The 21,960-nt window shown below is 64.8% G+C and carries 19 protein-coding genes; 2 read left to right on the top strand and 17 right to left on the bottom strand.

The features are described from left to right. Positions 1 to 294: 294 nt before the first annotated feature. Positions 295 to 819: a VOC family protein gene (locus tag KF791_08275; protein MBX3732574.1), complete on the bottom strand. Its 525-nt coding sequence runs from the start codon at positions 817 to 819 to the stop codon at positions 295 to 297. 423 nt (positions 820 to 1,242) lie between these two features. Between KF791_08275 and KF791_08280 the strand changes: the two genes are divergently transcribed. Both KF791_08280 and KF791_08285 read left to right on the top strand, forming a co-directional pair. Then, positions 1,243 to 1,515 (top strand): antitoxin, encoded by a 273-nt coding sequence (locus KF791_08280; protein MBX3732575.1) that lies wholly within the window; start codon positions 1,243 to 1,245, stop codon positions 1,513 to 1,515. Beyond that, the gene (locus tag KF791_08285; protein ID MBX3732576.1) at positions 1,496 to 1,942 is read left to right on the top strand and encodes a PIN domain-containing protein; all 447 of its coding nucleotides are present in this window, start codon (positions 1,496 to 1,498) and stop codon (positions 1,940 to 1,942) included. Before KF791_08280 ends, KF791_08285 begins: the two co-directional genes overlap by 20 nt. Before the next feature lie 135 nt (positions 1,943 to 2,077). On the opposite strand, the gene KF791_08290 is transcribed toward KF791_08285, so the two are convergent. The 16 genes from KF791_08290 to KF791_08365 all read right to left on the bottom strand — a co-directional run bounded on the left by KF791_08290 (position 2,078) and on the right by KF791_08365 (position 21,959). Then, on the bottom strand, positions 2,078 to 2,731 hold the full coding sequence (locus KF791_08290) for an FkbM family methyltransferase (protein MBX3732577.1): 654 nt from the start codon (positions 2,729 to 2,731) through the stop codon (positions 2,078 to 2,080). A 205-nt stretch (positions 2,732 to 2,936) separates the two neighbouring features. Further along, on the bottom strand, positions 2,937 to 4,298 hold the full coding sequence (locus tag KF791_08295; protein ID MBX3732578.1) for a TolC family protein: 1,362 nt from the start codon (positions 4,296 to 4,298) through the stop codon (positions 2,937 to 2,939). Further along, entirely contained in the window at positions 4,295 to 5,353 is a 1,059-nt protein-coding gene (locus KF791_08300; GenBank protein MBX3732579.1) for an efflux RND transporter periplasmic adaptor subunit, read from the bottom strand. Before KF791_08300 ends, KF791_08295 begins: the two co-directional genes overlap by 4 nt. Positions 5,354 to 5,381: 28 nt before the next feature. Then, positions 5,382 to 5,582, bottom strand: a complete 201-nt coding sequence (locus KF791_08305) for a hypothetical protein (GenBank protein MBX3732580.1) — start codon at positions 5,580 to 5,582, stop codon at positions 5,382 to 5,384. A 290-nt stretch (positions 5,583 to 5,872) separates the two neighbouring features. Further along, the gene (locus tag KF791_08310) at positions 5,873 to 9,487 is read right to left on the bottom strand and encodes a hypothetical protein (GenBank protein ID MBX3732581.1); all 3,615 of its coding nucleotides are present in this window, start codon (positions 9,485 to 9,487) and stop codon (positions 5,873 to 5,875) included. 7 nt (positions 9,488 to 9,494) lie between these two features. Beyond that, positions 9,495 to 9,878 (bottom strand): hypothetical protein, encoded by a 384-nt coding sequence (locus KF791_08315; GenBank protein ID MBX3732582.1) that lies wholly within the window; start codon positions 9,876 to 9,878, stop codon positions 9,495 to 9,497. A gap of 224 nt (positions 9,879 to 10,102) precedes the next feature. Continuing rightward, positions 10,103 to 10,954: a hypothetical protein gene (locus tag KF791_08320; protein MBX3732583.1), complete on the bottom strand. Its 852-nt coding sequence runs from the start codon at positions 10,952 to 10,954 to the stop codon at positions 10,103 to 10,105. After that, the gene (locus KF791_08325; GenBank protein ID MBX3732584.1) at positions 10,951 to 12,084 is read right to left on the bottom strand and encodes a hypothetical protein; all 1,134 of its coding nucleotides are present in this window, start codon (positions 12,082 to 12,084) and stop codon (positions 10,951 to 10,953) included. The genes KF791_08320 and KF791_08325 overlap by 4 nt, the downstream gene beginning before the upstream one ends. 1 nt (position 12,085) lies before the next feature. After that, positions 12,086 to 12,688 (bottom strand): hypothetical protein, encoded by a 603-nt coding sequence (locus KF791_08330; protein MBX3732585.1) that lies wholly within the window; start codon positions 12,686 to 12,688, stop codon positions 12,086 to 12,088. 7 nt (positions 12,689 to 12,695) lie between these two features. Beyond that, on the bottom strand, positions 12,696 to 13,136 hold the full coding sequence (locus tag KF791_08335) for a hypothetical protein (GenBank protein MBX3732586.1): 441 nt from the start codon (positions 13,134 to 13,136) through the stop codon (positions 12,696 to 12,698). Positions 13,137 to 13,148: 12 nt separating this feature from the next. After that, a complete protein-coding gene (locus KF791_08340; GenBank protein ID MBX3732587.1) occupies positions 13,149 to 13,655 on the bottom strand; it encodes a hypothetical protein in 507 nt (168 codons plus the stop codon). Beyond that, positions 13,652 to 14,221 (bottom strand): hypothetical protein, encoded by a 570-nt coding sequence (locus KF791_08345; GenBank protein MBX3732588.1) that lies wholly within the window; start codon positions 14,219 to 14,221, stop codon positions 13,652 to 13,654. Before KF791_08345 ends, KF791_08340 begins: the two co-directional genes overlap by 4 nt. 52 nt (positions 14,222 to 14,273) lie before the next feature. Then, the gene (locus KF791_08350) at positions 14,274 to 15,122 is read right to left on the bottom strand and encodes a hypothetical protein (GenBank protein ID MBX3732589.1); all 849 of its coding nucleotides are present in this window, start codon (positions 15,120 to 15,122) and stop codon (positions 14,274 to 14,276) included. Between the two features lie 4 nt (positions 15,123 to 15,126). After that, positions 15,127 to 18,345, bottom strand: coding sequence for a hypothetical protein (locus KF791_08355; GenBank protein MBX3732590.1), 3,219 nt, complete (start codon positions 18,343 to 18,345; stop codon positions 15,127 to 15,129). Continuing rightward, on the bottom strand, positions 18,333 to 20,675 hold the full coding sequence (locus KF791_08360) for a hypothetical protein (protein ID MBX3732591.1): 2,343 nt from the start codon (positions 20,673 to 20,675) through the stop codon (positions 18,333 to 18,335). Before KF791_08360 ends, KF791_08355 begins: the two co-directional genes overlap by 13 nt. Positions 20,676 to 20,690: 15 nt before the next feature. After that, a complete protein-coding gene (locus KF791_08365; GenBank protein ID MBX3732592.1) occupies positions 20,691 to 21,959 on the bottom strand; it encodes a chitobiase/beta-hexosaminidase C-terminal domain-containing protein in 1,269 nt (422 codons plus the stop codon). Between the last annotated feature and the right edge of the window lies 1 nt (position 21,960).

Genomic DNA, 21,960 nt, shown 5'->3' on the forward strand with positions numbered 1-21,960 from the left:
GAGGATGAAGCGAATGGGGGAACTTCAAAGCCTTCTTTGGACCCCGATTCCTCACGACCACAGAGGTCCACCCACCGACCGGGCAGGGATGACAACGATTCGCATCCTTCCGGGAGTCGCCGCTGATGGGGCCGCGGCGGCGGGCATGTCTGCCTGGAAGGGATCCGCTGGTTGAAGTCTCCGATTCGAGGGCCCGCGCTCCTCGGCATCCCAATGGACTGCTGCAGACCGGATCCCTCATCGCCGGATTGGGCCGGGCTGCATCGGGCTCCGGAACTCCAGAGGGGCGAACGCTCATTCCATCGGACCGATCAGTTCGACAAAGGTGCCGTCCGGGTCCTGGACGAGTACGAACTGGGTGGTACCACCGATGGATACGGGTGTGTCCCCGAGCAGCTTCACATTATGCTCACGGATCCGGGAGAGGAACGGCTTCAACGCCTTGACTTGGATGGTGATGTATTGCGGGCCGGTGTCGTCCTGAATGTGCTGCTTCTTTGGCGGCACGGCCGGCTTGGCGAAGCTCATGAGCTTCCAGTCCGTGGCCGCCTTGCCGTCACCGAGCCTGAGCACCGTGATGTCCACCGGGACGCCACCGGTCAGCCCGGTGCGCCGGGCCATGTCCGCATTCACCGTGAAGGTGCCGGTCTTTTTCATGCCGATGACCTTCGTGTAGAATTCAAGGGATTTGTCCAGGTCACTGACCACGACGCCGACAGAAATGGTCTCGCTGGCGAATTCGTCCGACTCGGCGGCCCCGTGGGTCCAGAGCAGCGCAGCAGGGACAAGGACGGTGCAGAGGCGCAATAGTGTGTTCATGTTCCGGCGGTCAGGTTGAACCGCCGCTGGCCGCACGGCGACGGGAAATTTGGCCGGTGAGTGCCCCGGGGCGACGGCCGTCCACTCGGCCGCAATCTCGAAGAGGCGGCGGAGTTGATCGCCCTCCAATCAAGGCGATGGCGGGTTCCCGTCTTGACCGCGTGTCCAACAGCAGGCGCGATTCGTGTCGTGTCTCTCAAATGGATGGAGGGATTTCCATTGTGAATGTCGAGGACGACGCGGTGTTTTTGAGCAAAAGCGGCCAAGGATTACTTCAGACGTTTACGAGGCACTACCCTAGCAACCGGTTGCGGCGATACAGCCATGCAGCGGACCAACAGAGGGTCAGGCCCTCGGTCCCCAACAGTGACACACGGAAGCCGATGCCTTGACGGAAAGCTGGAAAGCTGGAAAGCTGGGACCGTGAAAACTACCTTGGATTTACCCGGCGACCTCGTCCGCGAGATGAAACTTCGCGCCGCCCGCCAGGGTCGCAAACTTCGGGACGTGGCCGCTGAGATTGTCCGCCGCGGCCTGGCCGAAGCCCCAAAGGGCGCGAAGCGGCACCGGGTGCAACTGCCGTTGATCCAATGCGGATGCCCACCGGCATCCATCCGGGAATTGACGCCGGACGAGGTGGCGGGCGTGCTCCTAAGGCAGGAGGCGGAATGGAGCCATGGTGCTGCCGGACGTTAACCTCTGGCTGGCTCTGGCCCTTTCCGGGCACTCGCATCATGCCGCTGCGCGCGCCTGGATGGACGGACAGGAGGCGTTTGGCAGCATCTGCTTTTGCCGGGCGACGCAGCAGGGACTTCTTCGGTTGCTCACGACCGCGGAGGTGATGGCACGCTATGGGATTCCACCGCGCACCAACCGGGAGGCTTGGGAGGTGGTCGGGTGCTTCATGGCGGACGAGCGCATCACGTTCGCGAACGAACCCGAGGGGGTGGAGGAAGCATGGAAGGCGTTCGCTCTCCGGGACGGAACTTCGCCGAAGCTTTGGATGGATGCATGGCTCGCCGCGTTCGCGTTGCGCTGCGGATTCCAGATGGTGACGACAGACCAGGCGTTCTCCCAATTCAGGGGCCTGGACCTGCTGGTGGTAAAAGCAGGGAGAGCGTGAACCTCCCCAACCGGAATGCGGGTTCTCCCGGCCCCCCTCGCGTTCGTGTCGCCGTCATCCCGGAACGTGAAGTCTGCGCGCCGGCGTCAAAACTCACGGAGCTCGACCCTCGCAATTTGGCGCAGACCGGGACGCTCAGACCTCGAGGACGGTCCAGACGGTGTCGTGCTCCAGATCCGCGTAGAGTTGGTAGCCGTGCTTTTGGAGATGATCAAACTTGGAAGTGTCGTCGTTATATTTCTCCGTGATGATGGCACGCGGCCTGAAGTGCGAAAGGTTGAGGCCACGGAGAACCGCGAAGTCCTGTCCCTCGGTGTCCACTGTCAGGAGGCCGAACCGCTCCGGAATCCGGTGATGTCGCAGGAGCGCTTCGAGCACGGTGACCTGAACGGTGATGGCCCGGGCGATGCCGCGTTTTGAGGCGGTGACGGCACCGGCACCGGAGAGAGCGGAGAGGCTTCCTGCCTCGTCCCCCTGAAACAGATTCAGCTCCTCCCGGCCCTCGTGGTCACTGCAGGCCAGGTTGAGGACCGTGACCGAGGGGTGATTGCGATGCAATTGCTGCGCCTTCTCGAATGCGCCCGGGTGGGGTTCGATCAGCAACGCCCGCCAACCCCGTTTGATGAATGGGTAGGAATTCGAACTAAAAAATCCGTCATGGGCGCCCACGTCCACCACAACGGGTTCGATCACCGGACGTTTCAACAACAGGCGGCCAAGCGCAGCAAACTGGCCGTGCCAGGTGGTATCGTGGAGGAACTTGTACCGCAACCAGTGTCTGAGTTTCATATGAACGGCGCTGAATGGTCGCGACGGGTCCGGACTATGGGGAGCCGGACGAGTTTTTCCAAGCAACGCAGTTCGCCCCGGGGGAGGACTCCGACCGTCGCTCCGCACAAGGTGGCCACGCCAACCGTTTCCACGTTCTGCCCGGGCAAACCAAGACCGCGGAGTCTGGCGTTCAGGCTCCGCTGGGAGAGGGCACGGCTTGGTTTCAGCGGACCGGAATCTCAGCGGAGTCCTCCCCGGTGGCCCGCCGGAGCGCAAACTGCGCCTGGTTGTGGGCCGCCACCAGGGCGAGATATTCCAGGCGTACCTGCGTCAGATCGGCCTCGGACTGGACCGCCTCCAGAACGGCGCCCACGTCGAACGCCTTTCGCTCGCGGGAAAGGCGCAACAAGTGCTCCGCCGACTCCACGGTCTGGCGGGTGATCTCCAACTGATCCGTCAGGGACTGGGCACGGGCGAGGGCGGTGACGACCTGCCGGACCACTTCATCAAGGACCTTCCGCGTCTCCAGTGAGGAAATTGCTTCGCGCGCCTCGGCGCTCCGTATCCGGCTTCGATCCCCGATGCCCCCGGGTCCAATCCGCCAAGTCGCCCCCAGCAAATAGTTGGCGGTACCGTCGAAATTATTCCAGGCATCATTCACTCCGCCCCCAAGCCCTCCAAGATAAGCCATTGCGCCCACGCTCGGGATCCACGGCCCCTTCACCGAGCCGTTCCGTTCCGCCTCCGCGCTCCGGACCAGGGCCGCGGCCCGGCGCAGTTCAGGGCGACCTCCCATCGCCCGGGCCACCAGCGAATCGAGCGCCAGATTGGTGGAGACCAGGATCATCGGCACCAGGTCCCCGGGCGCCGGCAAGAGGTCCACCGCCGGATCCAGCCGGAGCAACTGGGCCAACCGGGCCGCCGCGAGCCGCCGTTCCTCATCGGCCCGGCGGATCAACAGCTGGTTCCTTCGAGTCTGCAGTTCGGCGCGAAGGACTTCCCCCTTGTAGGCCAGTCCGACATCCATCGCACGATGAACCTGGGCGGCATAGTCCTGTGCGATCCTCAACCCATCTTGCAGCACGGCGATCGAGGCTTCGGACCTCGCCAGCTCGAGGTAGCCGGTGGCGGCGGCCAACATCTCGTCCTGCCGCGACACCTCGACCGACTCCCCGGCCGCCCGCGCCAACTGACGGGCGGCCAGGGACTGGTAGATGGCATCGCCCAGATCCACCTGGAGCGTCAGGGCGGCGCCCACGGTGTACGCCTGCTTGTTCGCTTCGAAGATGACGCCGCCGACATCCTGGATATTTCCGTCATGCCGCCGATAGCCGATTCCGGGCTCCAGCCATGGGAGAAATCGAAGCATCGCCTGATCCTCCTGCGCCCGGGCTTCCCGAAGGCGCTCCCGGGCAATCTGGACATCCAGGTTCTGTGCCCCGGCCAGACGGAGTGCGGTGGGGAGGTCAATGATGGAGGGCGCGGCATTCGTACCCGCAGCTCCCAAAGCGGCGCAGCCGAAATGCACCAAGAGAATTGCGGCGCCCACCGGCCAGCGATGCAGTATGCCCGGAGCCTTCATCACCGGGTCTCCGTGATCTGGATCGCCTGGCCATCCAACAGCGTCTGCTTCCCTGGAAGGACCAGGGTTTCGTTTCCGGAAAGCCCGCCCAGGATTTCCGCATGGATCCCATCATTGAATCCGACCTTGAGGGCCTTCTTGAAGGCCAGACCGCCCTCGACGACGAAAACAAAGGCGCCGGACTTCTCCACCACCAGTGCGCCAACGGGGATCCGCAGCGCATCGGTGTGTTCTTCAACGCCGAGACGCATCCGGGCGTACATCCCCGGACGGAGTTCCAAGGAGGGGTTCGGCAGATCCGCCTCAACGAGCATGGTGCGCGTTGCTTCGTCAAGTGCGTAGCTGAACCGGCTGACCCTGGTTTCAAACCACTGGCCCGGCAGACCCTCGACCGCCACCTCGACCGGCTGGCCCGTCCGGACGAGCGAGGCTTCGTGTTCCGGGACGCGGACCTGCGCCCGGATGGTGGAGAAATCCATGAGGGTGAGCACCGCCGCTCCGCCGGAGGTGTTCGCTGAAGTCGCCGCCGGAACGAAGGCACCCGGATCCATGAAACGGGCTGTAATCACTCCGGAAAAGGGCGCCTTGAGCTGGCTGAATTCGAGCAGGGATTCGATCCGTTCCAATTCCGCACGGGCCACTTCCAGCCGCCCGGTGGCCTCATCCACGGCCTGGGGCGTGACCAGGTCCGGGGCATGCTGGCGCGCAGCGGTCATCCGGGCCGCGTCGGTCTTGGCGACCTTGACCTCCGCGCGGAAGCGGGTCCGGTCGGCCTGCAGTTCCGGTACCTCGAGTTCCGCGAGCGCCTGTCCTGCCTCGACCCGGTCTCCCGTATCCACGGCGAGGGACTTCAGATAGCCGGGCACCTTGGCGTACAGGGTGGCCTGCTGGTTGGCCCGGAGCGTCCCGGGCAGGATCACGTACCGGACCACAGGGCCGCGGGAGGCCTGGACGACGGCAAACTCGGCAGTGCGCGCCGGGAGAATTCCGGCCAACACCGGAAGCAGGAGCGCGGGCAGGACCACCATGCGGGACCGTCTCCAAACGGGGGATTTCATGGACGAATACGGAATCGGCAGGACGGCCTCAGACCCCCGGACGGACCGATGCAGGGAGTGGTTCATAGTGATGGCTCTTCGGATCCTCCGGATCCAGCGACGCAGAGCGCACCTGCCGGGACGCCAGGAGCGCAAAGGCCGCCGGTAGCACGAACAGGGTCGCAAGAGTGGCGAGGGCCAGCCCGCCGACCACCGCACGATGTAAAACCGCACGAGGTCGGGCAAACATTTGCGAAGGTTAGGTAAACGCCCGGGAGGCCAGGCGGGGGCAGAAGGGCATTCGGTCCCAAGGTTGCAGGCGGGCTGCGGAGGCTGTGCAGACCCCCTGCGGGTGGACGCACCGCGCCAGGATCCCGCCTCCAAAGTCGGCCCAATGGCACACGTCGCATGCCTCGCAATCTGACCGGCTGGGGCGCGGGAGCGGCCGCCGGACGGCCGTCACAGGCGCCGGGCCCCCAGAGCCTGTCAGCCTCCGGGGCGATGGGGGGGCGAATACCCTATGGGAGACAGCTAAGAGCTTCATCCTCCCTCGTAGGGGACCGTTGGGACCCGGATGATTGAGGTGCCGTCCTCAATGACGTTTGCGGTGGCGCTGCTGCTGCCACCGCCTCCCCCAGAGGTGCCCACATCCCCACCGGGCACCCGGGCATACCCGACGTCGCCGGCGGGGACAACCGGGGCAGACACTCTCCTGTGGCCCATGGTGCAGACCGACCACGTGGTGGTGTGACCATCCCACCAGGCCCATGCACTCGGGCTGCACTGTCCGGCCACGAACACGGGCTCAGGCCCCAATGCGGTCTCGGTGTACCTCAGGGTCGCCACTGTGACGGCGTACTGGACTTCCATGGCGACCACCGCGTCGGTCTCCAGGAGGGGCCTGATGTCTGGGGCCAGGGCGAATAGGGCGTCCGGGTGGATCGGGGCCCACCGGAACTCGATGTCGTTTGTCGCCGCCTGGATGAGCCACCGATCCCCGGAGCACGCCACCCCCGCGTTGGTGCCCCCCACCATAAAGTACCCTCGATTCGCCCCACCACTTCCCACGCCTTCGTACCAATCCCCGACCTCACTAGCCCCGACGTTTAACCCAGATCGGCCTGTCGCGAAGTAGCTGCCCCCGGGCAGGCAACCGATGGGCACGCCGCACTCGTCCACGGCGGCCACGGCTTCCGTGGCGAAGCCTTGGATGCCGCGCGCTTCGAGTTGGGCGGGCAGGTAGATCCTGGCGTCCGTCAGCAGGTTCCAGGCACGAGCCAAGGCGTTGTACACCTCGGCCGACAAATCAGTGTTCGGGCTTGGCCCAAAGCCCTGGGGATTGTCCGGACGGACCGAGGCCGGTTGCCAGGGGATCCACCGATTGCCGGTGGCCGCGTAGTGGAGGTTCTCGTAGGTGAAGTCAAAGGCCCCGATGGTCAGATTGGCGCAGGCAAATTCCGCGGTGGTGATGCCGTCAATGAACCCCTCGCACATCGCCCTCAGGTAGAGCTCGGCCTGCCGCACCTGATCGTGGAACAGCGGGGAGTCGTGGGCATCCTGGTCATCATTGTCGTCGAGGTAGGGCTCCGGTATGAGCTGCACGAAGAACAGGGTGGGCAGGCATGCGCCGAACGGCGCGCCCGAATCGAAGGCCATGTCCGAGTTCAAAGCCCAATCGCCTACCTTCCGCGACGCGTTGGTGCCGATGTTCTGCCAGACGAGGTACTCGCGGAGGCCGTTCTCGATGCTGCGGTAGGGTTCAGTATTCCGCAGCGCGTCGATGTTCCAAGTGCCGACGTCCGGACCGATGGTGCCCGGCGCAATCCCTTCGCAGTGATGGAGGCGCCCGGTCAGGGTGAGTTTGACGACCTCCACGCCCCCAAACGTGACAACCTCCGTGGATTCAATCTCCACCGGCGGCTCGTAGATTCGGCAGCTGCGGTAGAAGGACTCCCGCTCCGCCAGGCACTCCTCGTCCTCCTCGACGCAGTTGCGCCGGTTGGCGTGGGTGAAGTGGAAGCTGTTGGGCCCGATCTTGACGTACCGCTGGCCCGGCAGCGACTCAGTGCCCAGCAACGGCGATTGGCCGAAGGTGAAATGTGCCTTGAGCGTGTTGTCCACGGAGATCTCCGGTGAGTCCACATGGCATCGGTCCAGGAACGGGGTCACCTGGTCCCCGTACGCCTCGGGTTTCCAGATGCTGCTCTCTGAGTTGCGGTAGCCCTTGAGGGTGGCATGCACGCACCAGCGGTTGCTGAATCCGCCGGGCTCTGCGGTGCGCCGGATGCCGTCGGTCTCCCGAACGTCGGCGCCGAAGCTCTCGAACTCCCTCAATCCCTGACGACCGGTGAAGACCGCGCCCTCACGGTATTCGACGCCCCCGTAATTGATGCGCCCGCTCTTCACGCGGTACTTGCGCCCCCAGGCGATCTGTCCGGGCTGGATGGGCAGGCGCTCCGGGGCGATGCCCTCCAGCAGGTCAATCGGCACGTTGTTACTCATCCCGCGCGCATACCGGTCGAGGTAGAGGACCGATTTCCCGCCTTGGACGGCGTAGCCGACGAGATTCCACCGGGGCACGATGCGCACGCACTGGCTCATGCGCCGGGCCGTGTCGAAGAGCGCATTCTGGTTGATCGGTGGGTCAATGCCGGCAGGGATCGTTTCGGCGGACAACCCCAACGGGAGCACGCACCCCACCTCAAAGAGCGTGTCGCTGATCTTCTTCGCCTCAGAGCATTCCAAGCCGATCCCATCGGGTCGGTCGAAGGAGCCGTCGTAGGTGGCCAGTCGCGTGACCAGGGCCCAGTCATGCAGCTCCGGCTTGTATGCCAGCCGCTCACTGGCCTCCACCTGGAGTTCTCCTCCGCCGCCCAAGTTCAGCCCGGCAGGCACATCCACAGAAAGCCGGCCCGGCCCGGCGGCCGCCGCAAAGATCTGGATGGCCTCCGCAGTCCCGCCGTCCGGATCCGGATCGAGGCGTAGGCGCCCAATCTCTTCGCCATCCCGCAGCAGCCGGAGGGTCGCGGGGGCCTGCAGCCCGTGGGCCCGGGCCGCCCAGCCATGACACACGTTGCCCTCGCGCACGCGGTCGCTACCTCCGTAGAACGGCACCGCGGCACCGGGCGCCAAGCCGGATCCAGCGCGATACCAGGTGGCGTAGATCGGCTGGACGGCCGCTTGTCCGATGGCCACGCCCACCTGCGGAGCCAGTGCGTACTGCCGGGTGCAGAACTCCTGCACGGCGAATGCCTCGCCCATCCAGGCGGAGTCGCGCTGCTCCTCGGTGCCTCGCACCTCGGCCGCGAATGCATTCAAGACCCGCCCGATTGCCTGGCTCTGGGTCTTCTGCAATCGGGGCTCCTGCTGGTACGGTCCCTCGATCCACTCAGCCTTCGGGAGGTAAACCAAGGCGCCGGAGTTCAGGAACACGTAGTAGGCGTGTGGCGCGTACCCGATGCCGGCAATATCTCCAGCGTTTTCCGGGCAAGTGCCGAAATGCCGCACCTCGTTGGTTTTGAGGTTGGTGAAGAAGATGTCGAAGTCGGCGGTTTCCTCGTCGGCACAAATCCCCTGGAAGGCCGGGGTCGGCAGCCAGCCGCCGTAGGCGTTGCCGTGCGGCGACCGGATGGAGGATCTCACCCACCCGTATGCGCGCGCCTCCTCAATGGCGGGCGACCCCACCAGGCCGGTGGAGGGGTCGTAAGCTCCGGCTTGTGCGGACCCCAGGATCCAGAGCCGCCATGCCGTGAGGGGTTCGCCGTCGAGGAATCCCGTGGGAATGTGGCTCAACCGCTGGCGCTCGCTCTCGAGGCCGATCGCTTCGGCGCCCTGCAGGAAGGCGACCAGCGGGTTGGCCACGTTGGTCCCCTCGGGATCGCCGGGCCCGGACAGCGGCCACTGGGCGTCGCGCGGGCGCAGCATCTGGTAGAAGTGGAAGAACTCCGCCTGGGCCGGATAGAGGTTGAAACTCGAATCCGGGTTCCGGATCTGCCGGAACAACCCTCCGAACAGGTAGAAGGCGATGCGAAAGGCACCGTCCCCCACCCCGCTCAAGAGCCGGGTGTTGGCGGCCGCGGCGAGCGAAGCGAGATCCCGGGATGTGACCGCCTCCCCGGTCTGGACGAGCCGAGCCTGGGTGAACGTCTGGGCCACGGCGGAATCAGCCAGCCACCACCATGATGCGGGCGCCCCCGCCGACGGCTTTGACGTAGATCGTGGTCCCCAGCTTGGGCGTCCAGACCGCGAAGTCATTCACCTGGCTGAGCACCGCAAATCGGTTCGCGTCGAACGATCCCCCCGTTTGCAAGCTGACCTCCACCTCCACTCCGGATGCAGGCGAGATGAGTTTGAGCAGGATCTTTTTGCACGGCAGTCCGACATCCTTGAGGTCCAGGGCTTCGGCGGTATTGGCCGCGAGGTCCTGCGTGTCGGCCACACCATCCGGGTCGTCCGTTTCCAGAGTGACGCTGACGTCGCCGCTGCTGGGGGTGTAGCCGGTCTTGGCGATGGCGAGGCGGGCAAATACAGAGAGGAGTTCAGCCATGGGATTGGTGGGTGGAGTGTGAGATCAGCCCCAACGGGGCACAGTGGAGACCGGTCGCCGTGGGGCGACCCGGAGATTGTCGGAGACGCCGTCGGGCTCAACGAGGGTGCCCCTTGTGGTGTGCGATACCTTCGCCCCGGCCGAGAATCCGGGACGGACCTTCCCGACGGCCGCCTGGAGCTCTCGGATCGCGCGGGGAAGGCGCCCTTTGCCAGTGACCGTCGTCATACTGGAAGCCCGTAGATGAAGGTGGAGTACTCTTCGGTCCACCAGTACTCGGTAATCACTTCGCGGACGCCCTCCCCCGCCGGACGATCCACCGGGTTTTGTTTGAGCCAGTAGCCCGTGAACGGCAGCGCCGTGCGGAGGCTGGACGGAGCCAGCCCCTCACCCAGCAGTGTGCTGTAGGTGAGCATGCGCCCCACGTTGGCGGACGATTCGGTAAAAACGACGACCGCGGGGACTCGACGCGTCCGGCGCAAGGTCCATGACGCCGGAGTGAATGTGGTCACCCCACGGAACAGATCGCGGAGGAATGCGCGGAACACGAGCACCGACAACCCCAGTTGCCCGACGATCGCCAGCAGGATGGACGGACTCATCGGCAGGGTCTTTACCCCTTGTTCGTCCTGTGGGTCCGGGACCGTGGTTTCGCCGCGTAGCAGGGCATCAATGTAGTTGCGGAGCCGCCGCGCGTCCGACAGGCCGGCATCATCCGTGCCCAGCTTCTGGAATTCGGCAACCACCGCCGGCAGCTCCCAGATGGACTTGGAGAACGTTGCCGGCTCGCTGGTCCACTCGGTGATCATCTCCGATGCGGTGGGATCCACCTGGCCGGTGCCGGGATTGATCACGCCAGAGAAGTCGGCCGTGATCTGCAGGCCCATATCCCCCAGCGCTTCGGAGACCCGCACCCGGACCCCTTGCGCGCGCAGTTCGGCGTACTTCTCCTTGATGCGCGCCGGAGATCCCACCCAGCGCCGCTGCACCACGTCCCCCGTGGTAATGTCGAACGCGGGCAGCGGCTCCAGCTCGGCGATCGGCGGCTGGCCGTCATGGCTGATCCACTCGCTCATCCCCAAATATCCCGCTGCTGGTTCTTGGTTTCCCGCATCTCCCGCACCAGCGTCTGCAACTCCACGAGCTGTTTGTCGAGGATGGCCGGGACCCGCTGTTGCCCGCCGATGAACATGCCGCGCTGGGCGAATTCGTCTGCGGAGACTGGCGCGGAGTAGAGCGACGTCGGGCGGCTTTTTGTCGCGTCCCGCACTTTCTCGAGCCTGTCGAGCTCTTGATTCAGCAAGCGTCTATCGGATCTGAGCTGCTCGAATTTGACGGAATTGGTCTCCGCCTCCATCCGCCGTTGGATCTCAGCGCGCTCGGCGGTCACGGCAGTGATTTGCTTTTCGATGTCGAGTTTGGACCGCACAACCGCGAGGTCGGCCTGATCGTTTAGATCCCGCATCCGCTTGGCCCTCTCCTCGTTGCCAGTGCCAGCGAACGAGATGGGCTCGATGTTTTGCTTGTACCGGTCCCCGGCCAGCATTGCCTCAATATTTCGCTGGTAGATGGACGAGTGCTGGTAGAACGCGGTCGAGAAATCACCGCGGAACAACTTCCCAAAATCGAGCTGATCTCCGCCAGCTCCTCCGGCGAGATACGGAGCCAATGCCTGCGCCTGGCCCAGGCCGATAATCCCCGCGAGCCCAACCAACCGTTCCCGCGAAATTCCTCCCTCCTTGAACGTCTTGGCAATCCTTTCGAACAACTCTTCCGGCTTAAGGTCCCGGATTTCCTCCAGGGCCAAGCCAAGCCGCCGAAAGCTGGCCAATGCATTCTCGTCGTCTCCGGCGGCATCTTGTCGGGCCTGGCGAGCATTCATGATGGCGCGCTCGACCGTATCCGCCGGAGCGTTGATCCGCTCCGAGAACCACCGGGCGCCAGACAAGAAATTGGGGTCAATACTCGCCGACCTCGCGTCCGCCAGGAGCTGCCTGGCCGACGCGATCTGATTCGCAATCATCTGCACGATTGAGCTGACAGCGCCAGCGATGCCGCCACCTATTACTCCTCCGGTGAATGCAACCAGCATGCCCTGTGCGGCCGTCTTCACCTCGTTCAGCGCGTTGACCGCCCTGCGAGACTCGGCCCCAAGCTGGGTCGCATCTCCGGCGATCTTCACCTTCAGCTCTTTGTCCCCGGTCATTTCAATTCCTTCGGATCACGGTGCCTGGCTCCGGTAGGCGCCCGGCGGCTTTCATGCGGTCGTAGGCCCGCGAGATTTCTTCGTCGAGTTCGCCACGGATTGAGATCGCCCCGTTCCGCTCGGCCTCAATGGCGGCCGCCCAACACGCGACAGGCAGATGCACGCCCAAAGCCTCCTGAAGGGTCAGCCCGGCCCGGATCTGCCGATCAATCAGGACGTGCAGCAGGTCGGCACCAGATCTGCGGGACCGCCCTTCCGCCGGCTGCCACCAGTTGATGGTGGGCCAGGCGGCCTGGAGGTAGGCGACCAACTCGTCGCCGGTCCGCGCCAGACCAGCCCGCGTCACCCGCCAAGAGGCGACCGCCAACCAGACCCGCTCGCGCCAGGTGTCAATCATGCGCAACGCCTCGGCGTGCGGCCGGGAGCACACCAGCAGCGCCTGTGCCACGTCCCCGAGCCGTGGCGACACAGCGTCGGCCTGCGGCCGGCCGGCAAACGGATTGCCAAGCCGCTGCAGCAGCAGTGCATGGCCCAAGGTGTGCGGCAGGAGGGCCATGCCGGCGCACCGGTACCTGTCCGGGAAGACTGCCGTGGCGAAGCTCATGGCCAGGTCAGGTCACGGGCGACATCGCGGCCATGCCTCCAGCGGCGTTCTCCATCCGGGCGAGCGTCAGGGTGACTTTAGCCTCCCCCACGTTGCTGTACACGATCGCGCCCTCCTCGTAGTTCCAGGAGCCGTCCAGGAGCGCATTGTTGAAGCCCCCAAGAGTCACCAAAGCGAACGGGGTCGGGAGTTTGATGTTCGACTTGGCCGAGGCCCGACTCGCGCTGCCCCCGGTGTCCTTCACGGTGACATCCACGGTGACGGTGTGGCGCCGGTTTGCCCCGCCGCGTGCGATGGTTCGGCCGGTCGCTCCCTTGATGTCCACCTTGTCGAAGTTGTCCCGGACGTTGGCGCCGGTGGGTTCGAGGTGCGCGGCCGCGGTACCAGCGAATGCGACGGTGATGCCATCCATGGCGAAAACGACTGCCTCTCCGACGAGTGTGGACATGTGAATTGAGGGTTAGGGATCGGTTGGAAAGTCTGCGAGGCGCACAATGATGGAGGTGTTGAACAGCACCTCCATCACCACCTGATCGGTGGAGGCGAATACGATGCGGTACCCGTCAAAGAGAAACCGGGTCCACACCGCTGACGGCGACCACCCCGGAGTGATCCCATCGAACCCCAGCGCGCCGAATACAGCCTCAGCGGCGTCCTCGATCGCGATCTGGCGCCCCTTGTGGGACCAATTGAGTGTGGGTCGCTCGTAGATCTGGACGGCCAAAGTGGCCCGGAGCTGCTGGGGGGATTCCGGGCCGGGATCGGCGCGCGGCACGCTCACCACCAGGCACATGCCCGCCGACCGCTTGGTCAGTGCCTCGGCAACGGCCCGGTGGATCGCGGTTCCACCGCCATCCACCACCGGCACCGCGTGGGGATCGGCAAAGGCGTCGGCCGTCGCGAGCCGCTCCACAACGGCCGACCGGAGATTGGCGAACAGGCCAACGGGCTCGTGGATGGCGCTCATGTCCCCACCATGACGATCTCGCCCAGGGCGCTGGTCGCCTCCCGGAGCATTTCCTCGTCGGTGGGCAACACCGATGGATCCGCCTCCTGCTCCACCTGGGCGCGGAGCACATAGATGACCGGCGCATCGGCCCCCGATCCCAAGACGAGCAGCCCACTGGTGTGTCCATCACGGCCCCCATCGAGCGGGACCAGCCGCAGCTCGGCCCCGAACTCCGCGGCGCGCCGGCCGTGGCCCAGCGGATGAACGGGTACGGTGAGGGCTCGGGCATGGATGGGGCGGATGGTCCCACCCAGGAGGCGCTGGCGAATGCCGTCCTGAGAGATGGAGACCTCGCCGACCCGCTCGGATGCCAACCAGTGCGTGGCCTGAGCGGCCGCGGCGTAGAAATGGGTCCGACGACCGCCGAGCTGATTGGGGACGCGGTCCTTGGCCACCAGGTGGCGCCTGATCTGCTCGGCGACCGCAGCGGCCATCGCCGCATGGGCCCGCCGACCGGACGCGTTGACCGCGATCCGTCGGATTGCCGGGGTCGCGGTGTCGGACTCGATGACGACGGTGGCCATGCAGCAGATCCGATGTACCCCCCGGAGGCGCGGGCGGCACGTTCCCGGCGAATCACGCCACGGTCAGCAGCCCATTGGCGATGGTGTACCCGGCGCGCTGGAGGGCCTGCAGGAACTGCTCTCCGACGGTCGGCACCGGCACCGAAGCGATCTCATCCGGCGACTCGCCGGGCTGGCTTGGGACCACGTCCCCGGGTTCGATCACCCCTAGCCGGATGGCCTCGCTGCGACGGATCAGCTGGGTGCCCATGCCGCTGTTGAAATCGAACGGAGGATGGGGCAGTCCGAAGCGGCTGATGCCCGTCCACACCGGATCATCGAGCCTGGCGATCATGCGGCCGTCGTAGATCTCGCCGCCCGCCTCGCGCCACCGCCGGCGCCAGTGATCGGACTCCATCTGGACGAGCTGTCCTTTGCGGCGGACGAACCCGCGCGGGGTGTCGCGCTGCTCCACGCGCACCAGCTCGGCGCACGGGAAGATGGCCAGGGAGTCCGGATCATTGGCCTGAGCAAACTGACCGCGACCGCGGGCCAGCTTGGCCTCGGTCTCGATGATGAGATTGAGGCGCTGGTCGGTGCGCAGATCGCTGATGGTGCCGACGCGATCCGCGTCGGGCTGATAGCCGGTCTCGGCGAGGAGCTGCTTGAGCTCGGTGCGGATCGTTGCGGGGTTGGTGTAGTCTCCCGGGCCGGTGCTTACGCCGGAGACCATGCGCCGGATGTCGCGATCCACCTTCTCCAGGACCTCGGCCTGGACGACTCGCGCAAGGACCAGCGCCCGCCTGCGGATGGCCTGTCCGAGCTGCTCCAGATCTGCGTGGCCGAGTGTCGTGGGCAGGCGCCGGCGGCCGCTGATCGAGGCCACCGCCTCGGCGAATGGTCTTGGCTGGGAGAGCATCACGGGATCACCACGTGACCGTGCTCAGGTTCGGTGCGGTCGTGGACAAGACTGAGCCGAGCGTGTTGCCCTCGGCCTGCAGTCCAATCACCTTGATCGGTGCGGTGGTGCGTGTCGCACGGATCCCGTACCGCTGCTGCGGCGTGTAGGTGACGGTCGGCAGGGCCACCTTCCACAGCGAGCCCGAAAAGGTTCCGAATTGCCGCTCCAACATGAACCGCCGATTCGGCGTGCCGTTGTTCGCCATGCCCGTCTTCAACCCATCGCGCAAGGTATGGACCCGGACGACGTCTGTGGAACCGGTAAAGGTCCCAGAATTCGCCAAAAACCAGAGGCCATCGATCTGCCCGGCCACATCCTGTTCGGGATTGGCACTGGGCGGCTTCATGATGCCCCCTTGCCCGTAGGTCACGTTGCCAAACAGCTGGTTCTCTCCGGTCTGGACCCAACTTCCAGCCACTGGGATGAGCGCTGGAGGCACCAGATCCGCAGACGTGGGAGGAACCGAACCCGGAACCAGGCGGATCGTTTCAACCTCGGTGACGTCCGCGTAACCTGTGCGGTTGCCCAAGACGCGCACCACCAAATCCGCCGGATTGCTGGTGCGCGGCGTGTTGATCGTGACGTTAAATGAATAGTTCGTACGGCTCGACCCGGTGTTTGTTGCCTTGATGGCTACCGTGCCGCTTCCAACCGAGTCAACGACGACAGTCACCCCAGATCCTGTATGGCTCATGGTGAAATCGGTGCCGAGCACCATTGTGCTCGACACCCCGGGAGTCTGGATTGTGTTGGTGCGGCTCGCGCCGTTCGCCCACGTCCCAGACGCGGTGAAGGCGCGAGTGTTGACGATGTTCCGGGCGCGCGCCGGGATCGTCAGGTACTGGCCTGGGAACGTATTTTGCGACCCAAGCGTGAACACCAAGTTCGTGAGCCTTTGGACAGTCTGTATATTTTTGGCGTCGTAGCTGACAGTGTTGGACTCCACCCAGGCCTGGCTGTTGCCCGACTGCACGTTGACCAGGCGGATCGGCCCCTGGTCCGCAGTGTCTATCGCGATCACATGGCTCGATGTGGGCACCACGGAGAACGGAGGTTCGACGACGATCACCGAGGCCGTCGTCTCGTGGGTCATGATCCGACTCTCCACGTATGTGTTGCCGTTCCACAATGAAGCCCGGCCGAACCCACCCACCCAGCCGCTCGGGAATGACGGGGCGACACTGGCCACCGGGATGTTTGCGGCGGTCGCGTTGGTTGTCGGGGTGACGACGTGTCTGGGTTGGATGTTCACCCCGCTGTCGTCGCTGCCCATCTGCCCCTGGTTATTATCCCAAAACTGGCAGTTGTTCAGCGAGACGTACGCCCCTCCGAATATCCGCATTCCCGCGGCCGTAGACCCTTGGACCAGCACGTTGTCGAACTCCCAGCCGCCACTCCTCATGGCGGTGCGGCGGAGGAAATACGCCTCCGCCCCGCCCGTTTGCGAATCAATGTCTGAGAGCACCACCCCAGAGTAGCGGGATCCGAGGATCTTTCCGTTCGACCACTTCTGGTACGGCGTGGAGGAGTCTATCGCATTCCGCGCGTTGATTATGGTGAACCCGTTGATCGAGGTGTATCCCTCCTGCGCCCGGCCTCTCGTCACCTGGAATGGGAAGGCGCCTGGGGGTGTGCTCGTCGGGGTGCCCGGCCCATTCCAGATGTTCTGGTTCCGGCAGTAAATGCCGGTACCACTCCCGCTAGACCCCGAGAGGTCAAACACCAGATTCGACAGCTCGCATCCCGGGGCACCGGTCATCTCCATGCCCATGTCAAACGGCGCGTTGACCACGATGCCGTCAAAGGAGGTGCCCCACTGGCTGTCGAGGAGGACGCCGAGCTCGAAATTCATGCTGCTCGCGGGGTTCCGCCCCTGCACATGGAGGTTCCGCACAGATCCTCCCACCAGCCCGCCAAGCCAGATGCCAGAGTAGAAATGGGAATCCCAACGGTTTGTCGCGCCGCAGTTCTGCAGATAGACACCATCCAGGTTCCCGTTCACCTGCTGCACCCACTCGAACCCGTAGGGTTTGATGCCCCCCTGGGTCTGCAGGCAGTCGATCATCCAAATGTCCCGGCCGTTATTGTTCCACCCGACGCGGATCTCTCCCCCGCGCTCGCATCCGATGAACTTGACGCGATTGACTTCAGAGTTTGAGCAATTCACCAACAGAATTGGGCTATCGATCCCGCGCCTGACGGTCACGTTTCGGATGATGACGGAGTCTCGGTTTTCCCCCCAGATGGCCATGAAATTCCGCGTCCGCTGCCAGATGGCTCCATCTCCAGGGAGACCACTGCTATTGAGGGGCACCCGGAGGTTGAAAAACGCAGGCCCATTCACGTCCACGTTGACGTCCTGTATCAGGACATTGTTCCCGGCCACGCGGAAGACAGCCTGATTTGTCCTCCCAGGATCTCCCGCGGGGAGCAATTCGCCCTCTGGAAATTTCCTGGCAATAAACAACGCGTTCTCCCCGTAAATCGTGGATCCGGCCGGCACGCTCAGGTAGTCCACATTGTAGGTGTAGCCTCCGCAGAACAGAGGCCTCCCCGCTGCGGCCGCCGCGTTGATCGCCGCCTGAACTCCCAGCGTGTGATTGCCAGACCCCATCCCGGACGCGCCATAGAGCTGTGGGGTGATTCGGTCCGAGGATCCACCGCCAGGGCCCCCACCGGAGCCGATCAACAGCAGCTGATCGGCATCCACAGGAGAATAGGTCAGGACGCCGTTGGGGCCGTAGATCGCGATCTTTCCCGGCATGCCGTCGAGCACCGTGATGCCGCTGCCCGTCATCCCGCTCACCGTCGGGCCGACGAGCGTGGCGCCCACCAGCGTCGCGTTGGTGCGTGGTGCCAGCCAATCCAGGGACCGGGATGTCCAACTGGTGCGATCCGCATTGAGCACGTGCCAGAGCAGCGGGTCGGCCGTGTCGGGGACTACCATGGCGGGGTGCCGCCTCGCCATCGGCAGCACCATGAGATTCGTGCGGTCGGCGCTGTTGGTCAGGCCGGTCTGCCAGCCGCCGGCGCCCCAGAATGGCTGAGTTACGGCCAGTGTGTCGCCTGGGGAGCTCGGCACGAGGGTGCCGGTGACCGTCACGCCACCCGGAATCGCCTGGCAGAATGCGGCAGCGGCCACCGCCAGAGAGAGGAGGAACGAGGCGGTCTTCATTGCTGCCATACGTTGACGGTGACGGTTCCAGATGAGAGATCGAACGTGGAGGACCCCACGTTACGCAGGATCACTTCTGCGGTGTCCGCGACGGATACTTTCCCGACCAGGATGGCGTCTTGGGTGCCCAATGTGGTCAACCCGACCATCACGGGCCGGCCCACCGTGGCCCCGGGCACCGAGACGGTCGTCTTGGCAAACTCACCGGCCGCCAGAGAGGGGGGATCCCATGTCGCGGTCCCCGGGATGATCTTGACCGGCGGAGAGCCGGTGCCCACGCGGACTGTGCCCTCCAGAAGCACGGTGCGTGTCGCCTCACCGATTTGGAGATTCTGTGGCGAATTGTCGCTGTTGGCCCGGGTCTGGATGAGATTGCCGGTTAGCTGGAGCTGCCTGTCCGACGCCTGATCCCACTGGATCTTGATGTTTGAGCGCGAAACTCCCTGGGCGCCAAACGTAATGGCGTTGTGGCCGGCGAAGATGATGTTCGTTCCGTCGAGGGAGAAGATTAACTTGCTGTTCAGCGTCCCGGCGGGGTTGAACAGGAACTGGTAGTCTGTGCCGCCAGACTGGCCAGAGAACACGGTCCTGCCGTTCTCATAGAACCCGAATCTCTCCGTGCCGTCGGCGTCGTACCCGAACCACCGACGGTTGGCCACCGGAGTCCCCGCGTTGATCCTCTGGATCTCAAAGACGTCGGCCGGCGCAGAAAACCGGCGCGCGTTGTTGGGCACCCGGAGTCCACCCATCTGCTGGAGAAAACTCTGGGCGATCTGCGCGTGGCCCGCCGAATTGGGATGAACATTGTCGCCCGACATATTTGACGGGCTGAACACCTCCCCAGCAGGGACGTGCTGCACCCGCAATCCATCCGATGCCAGGGCGGCCGCCACGTGCCGCTGGGCCTTTGTGAACACCCCCATATCCTGGTCTGGCTTCGAGAACGACCCGGCCGGATTGCACCTGAGGGTGCCGCCGATCCATACCGATGGGCCCGAAGTATATCCTTGGGCGGCGCAGGCATCGCCGGAGCCTCCAGCCCACAGGATGGTCACCGGCAGCGCCGACACCGTGATCACAACAGTGTGGGTCGTGTCGTCCAGGCCGCTGATCCGTGCGAGCACGGGGGTTTGGGTGATCGTGCCATCCCCGTTGGGGCCCGCTTGATTCGGGATGGGCCCCTGGGAGCTGCGGACCGCTCGGTTGGCGTAGGCGGTGTTGCAGGCGAACGTGCCGCGCGACACGCCGTCCACAGTCACCGTGAAGGACCCCAGGCTGTCGTCGGAAGAGTCGAGGTACCCGATATACACCGTTCGCCCCATCAGATTGGTCCAGGTCAAGGTGGATCCGTTGACCGATGAGGACCTACCGATGGCGCCCCCGTGCTGCGCGTAGTTGATCCAGCTGCCCGTAGAGCTGGCAGTCTGCGCGTAACGCTTTGCACTGGTCGGGATCCCCAACCACGCCGCCACATGCGCCAGGGCATTGCGGTAAAACGTGATGTAGCTAGGGTCCCCAGCGAAATTGTCCCTTGCGTCGTTGTAGCCGGTCAGAATGACCGAGACGTCGTTCGTCGTGATCGTGGTCGGCGAAGCAACGCCGGATCCCCCGTGGAATGCGGCATTGGTGATTGGAAACCCCGGCATCGCCTGCCAGGCGATGTCTGGAATGCAAGCGGAGCTGTAGGCCAGATTTGTGAGGGACAATCCCAGGGAGTTCGCGACGACGCCGTTCCAGTTGTTTTGGGCAACGGGGGCCGACGGGGAGGATCCCCAGGTGATTGAGTCCCCAAAGCTCCAGACGCGCCCTACCCCGGAGTGGATCGCGCGCGCATTAATCGCAGGCTGTACGTCCTCGGTGACCCCCTTGAGTCGCGTGGCTTCGGTGGGGGTGACATCGGCGAACGTCATCAACGCCCCACCCCCCCAAGCCGCCAATCGGTTGGTGATGCCGGCCGCCAGCTTGATGTCATTGGCCGTCAGCGTGCCATTGACCGCGAGCGTCCCCTGGATCACCCCGTTGGTCGTCAGGACGTATGGCAGCGGGATCCAAGTCGTCAGGTTTGGCGTCAGCTGAAACAGTCTGGACGGCGGGTTCGTCGAGCAGACGATCATCGCCGGCTCACGCCGACCCATTGGGAGGATGGCGGTATTCTCCCAGTCACCCTCGGCGGCGAACCAGTTCTGGAACCCGCCTTTCTGCGTGCGCGTGTCGGTGGTGGCGAAGGTGTCGCTCGGATCGGTGGTGGTGATCCGCCCAGTGATGGGCACGGTTCCCTGGCCGAGGGCGCCGACCGTCAGGACGGGCAGGAGCAGGAGCAGATATTGGAGACGCTTCATGAGTCGGTTGGTGGGTTACTGCACGGTGATCGTGATCGCTCCGTTCAACTGGTTGAACGTCCAGTAGTGGCGATAGCTGACGCCGCCGATGGTCACGGTCTGCCAGTACCAGCCGTTCTCTGGCCCGCTGGTGGCCCCCTCGGTCGCCGTGGCCATGGCCACCGGGAACGGCGGCAGCAAGAAACCGTCCCCGGCCCGTGGGCTTCCCAATGAGGTTGGCCAGACGAGATGCTTGTATACGCCACTGCCGGACGAGAACGAGTACTGACGAAACGGGGTGGACTCTGCGGAGGAATTGCTGAGGGCCTGCACCTGCGCCGCAGACATGGTCGTGGCGCTGCTGTTGCCCCAGTACACGATGCCGGTCGGCGCCGTGATGGTGTAGGTGCCTCCGGCCACCCCACTCACCTGATGCCCCGGCGCCCATGCCACTGCCTGGAGATTGGTCGTGCTGGTGACCGAGATCGCCCCGGTGTAGACCGTGCTGTTGGTGGTCGGAGTCGTCCCGTTGAGCGTGTAGTAGATGGTGGCGCCCGGAGTGGCCGACGTGATCGCGACCGACTGGGTGCCAACGTAGTTGCCGGGGGGAGGATTGAGAACCGGCGTGGCCGCGATCGGCACCGTGATGGTGTAGGTGCCTCCGGCCACCGAACTGACCTGGTGGTTTGGCGCCCACGCCACTGCCTGAATCGTGGTGGTGGTGGCAACCGAGAGCGCCCCGCCGTAGACCGTGCTGTTGGTCGTCGGGGTGGTCCCATTGAGCGTGTAGTAGATGGTGGCGCCCGGGGTCAGAGAGGTGATGGTGACTGACTGGGTGCCGGCGTATGTGCCGGGCCCAGGGGTCAGCGTCGGCGGATAGGTGATCGGCAGAGGCGGATCACTCTTGGCGCTGATCTGGAGCCAGCGTCCCAGTGCTGGATTACCAGCCGGGACGACCACCCCCGCCGATGCCGCCGCGCTGCTGGACGGATTGAAGATCCAGAGTCCGGCCGACCGATCGCCACCGGTGTCTGCCAGCACCACAGCCAGGCGGGCCTGGGGCGGAATGGGAACCGCCGGCAGATCGCCGATCACGGACACGATGATCGGTGTGTCGCTGGGCGGCAGATTCGTCCGGCCCAGCACCTGCCAGATCCGGTTCGAATTGATCACGAAGAAGGACTCCGGGAAACGCAGTGAACCCGTGTTCGCGTTGACCGTGACCGTCTCCAGTTCGGGCTGGAACTGCGCCGGCACAGACAGCGGCAACAGGACGACGAGGAGCAGAAGGTTGATGGAGCGCATG

Source organism: Verrucomicrobiia bacterium (assembly GCA_019634635.1).
Lineage (GTDB): Bacteria > Verrucomicrobiota > Verrucomicrobiia > Limisphaerales > UBA9464 > UBA9464.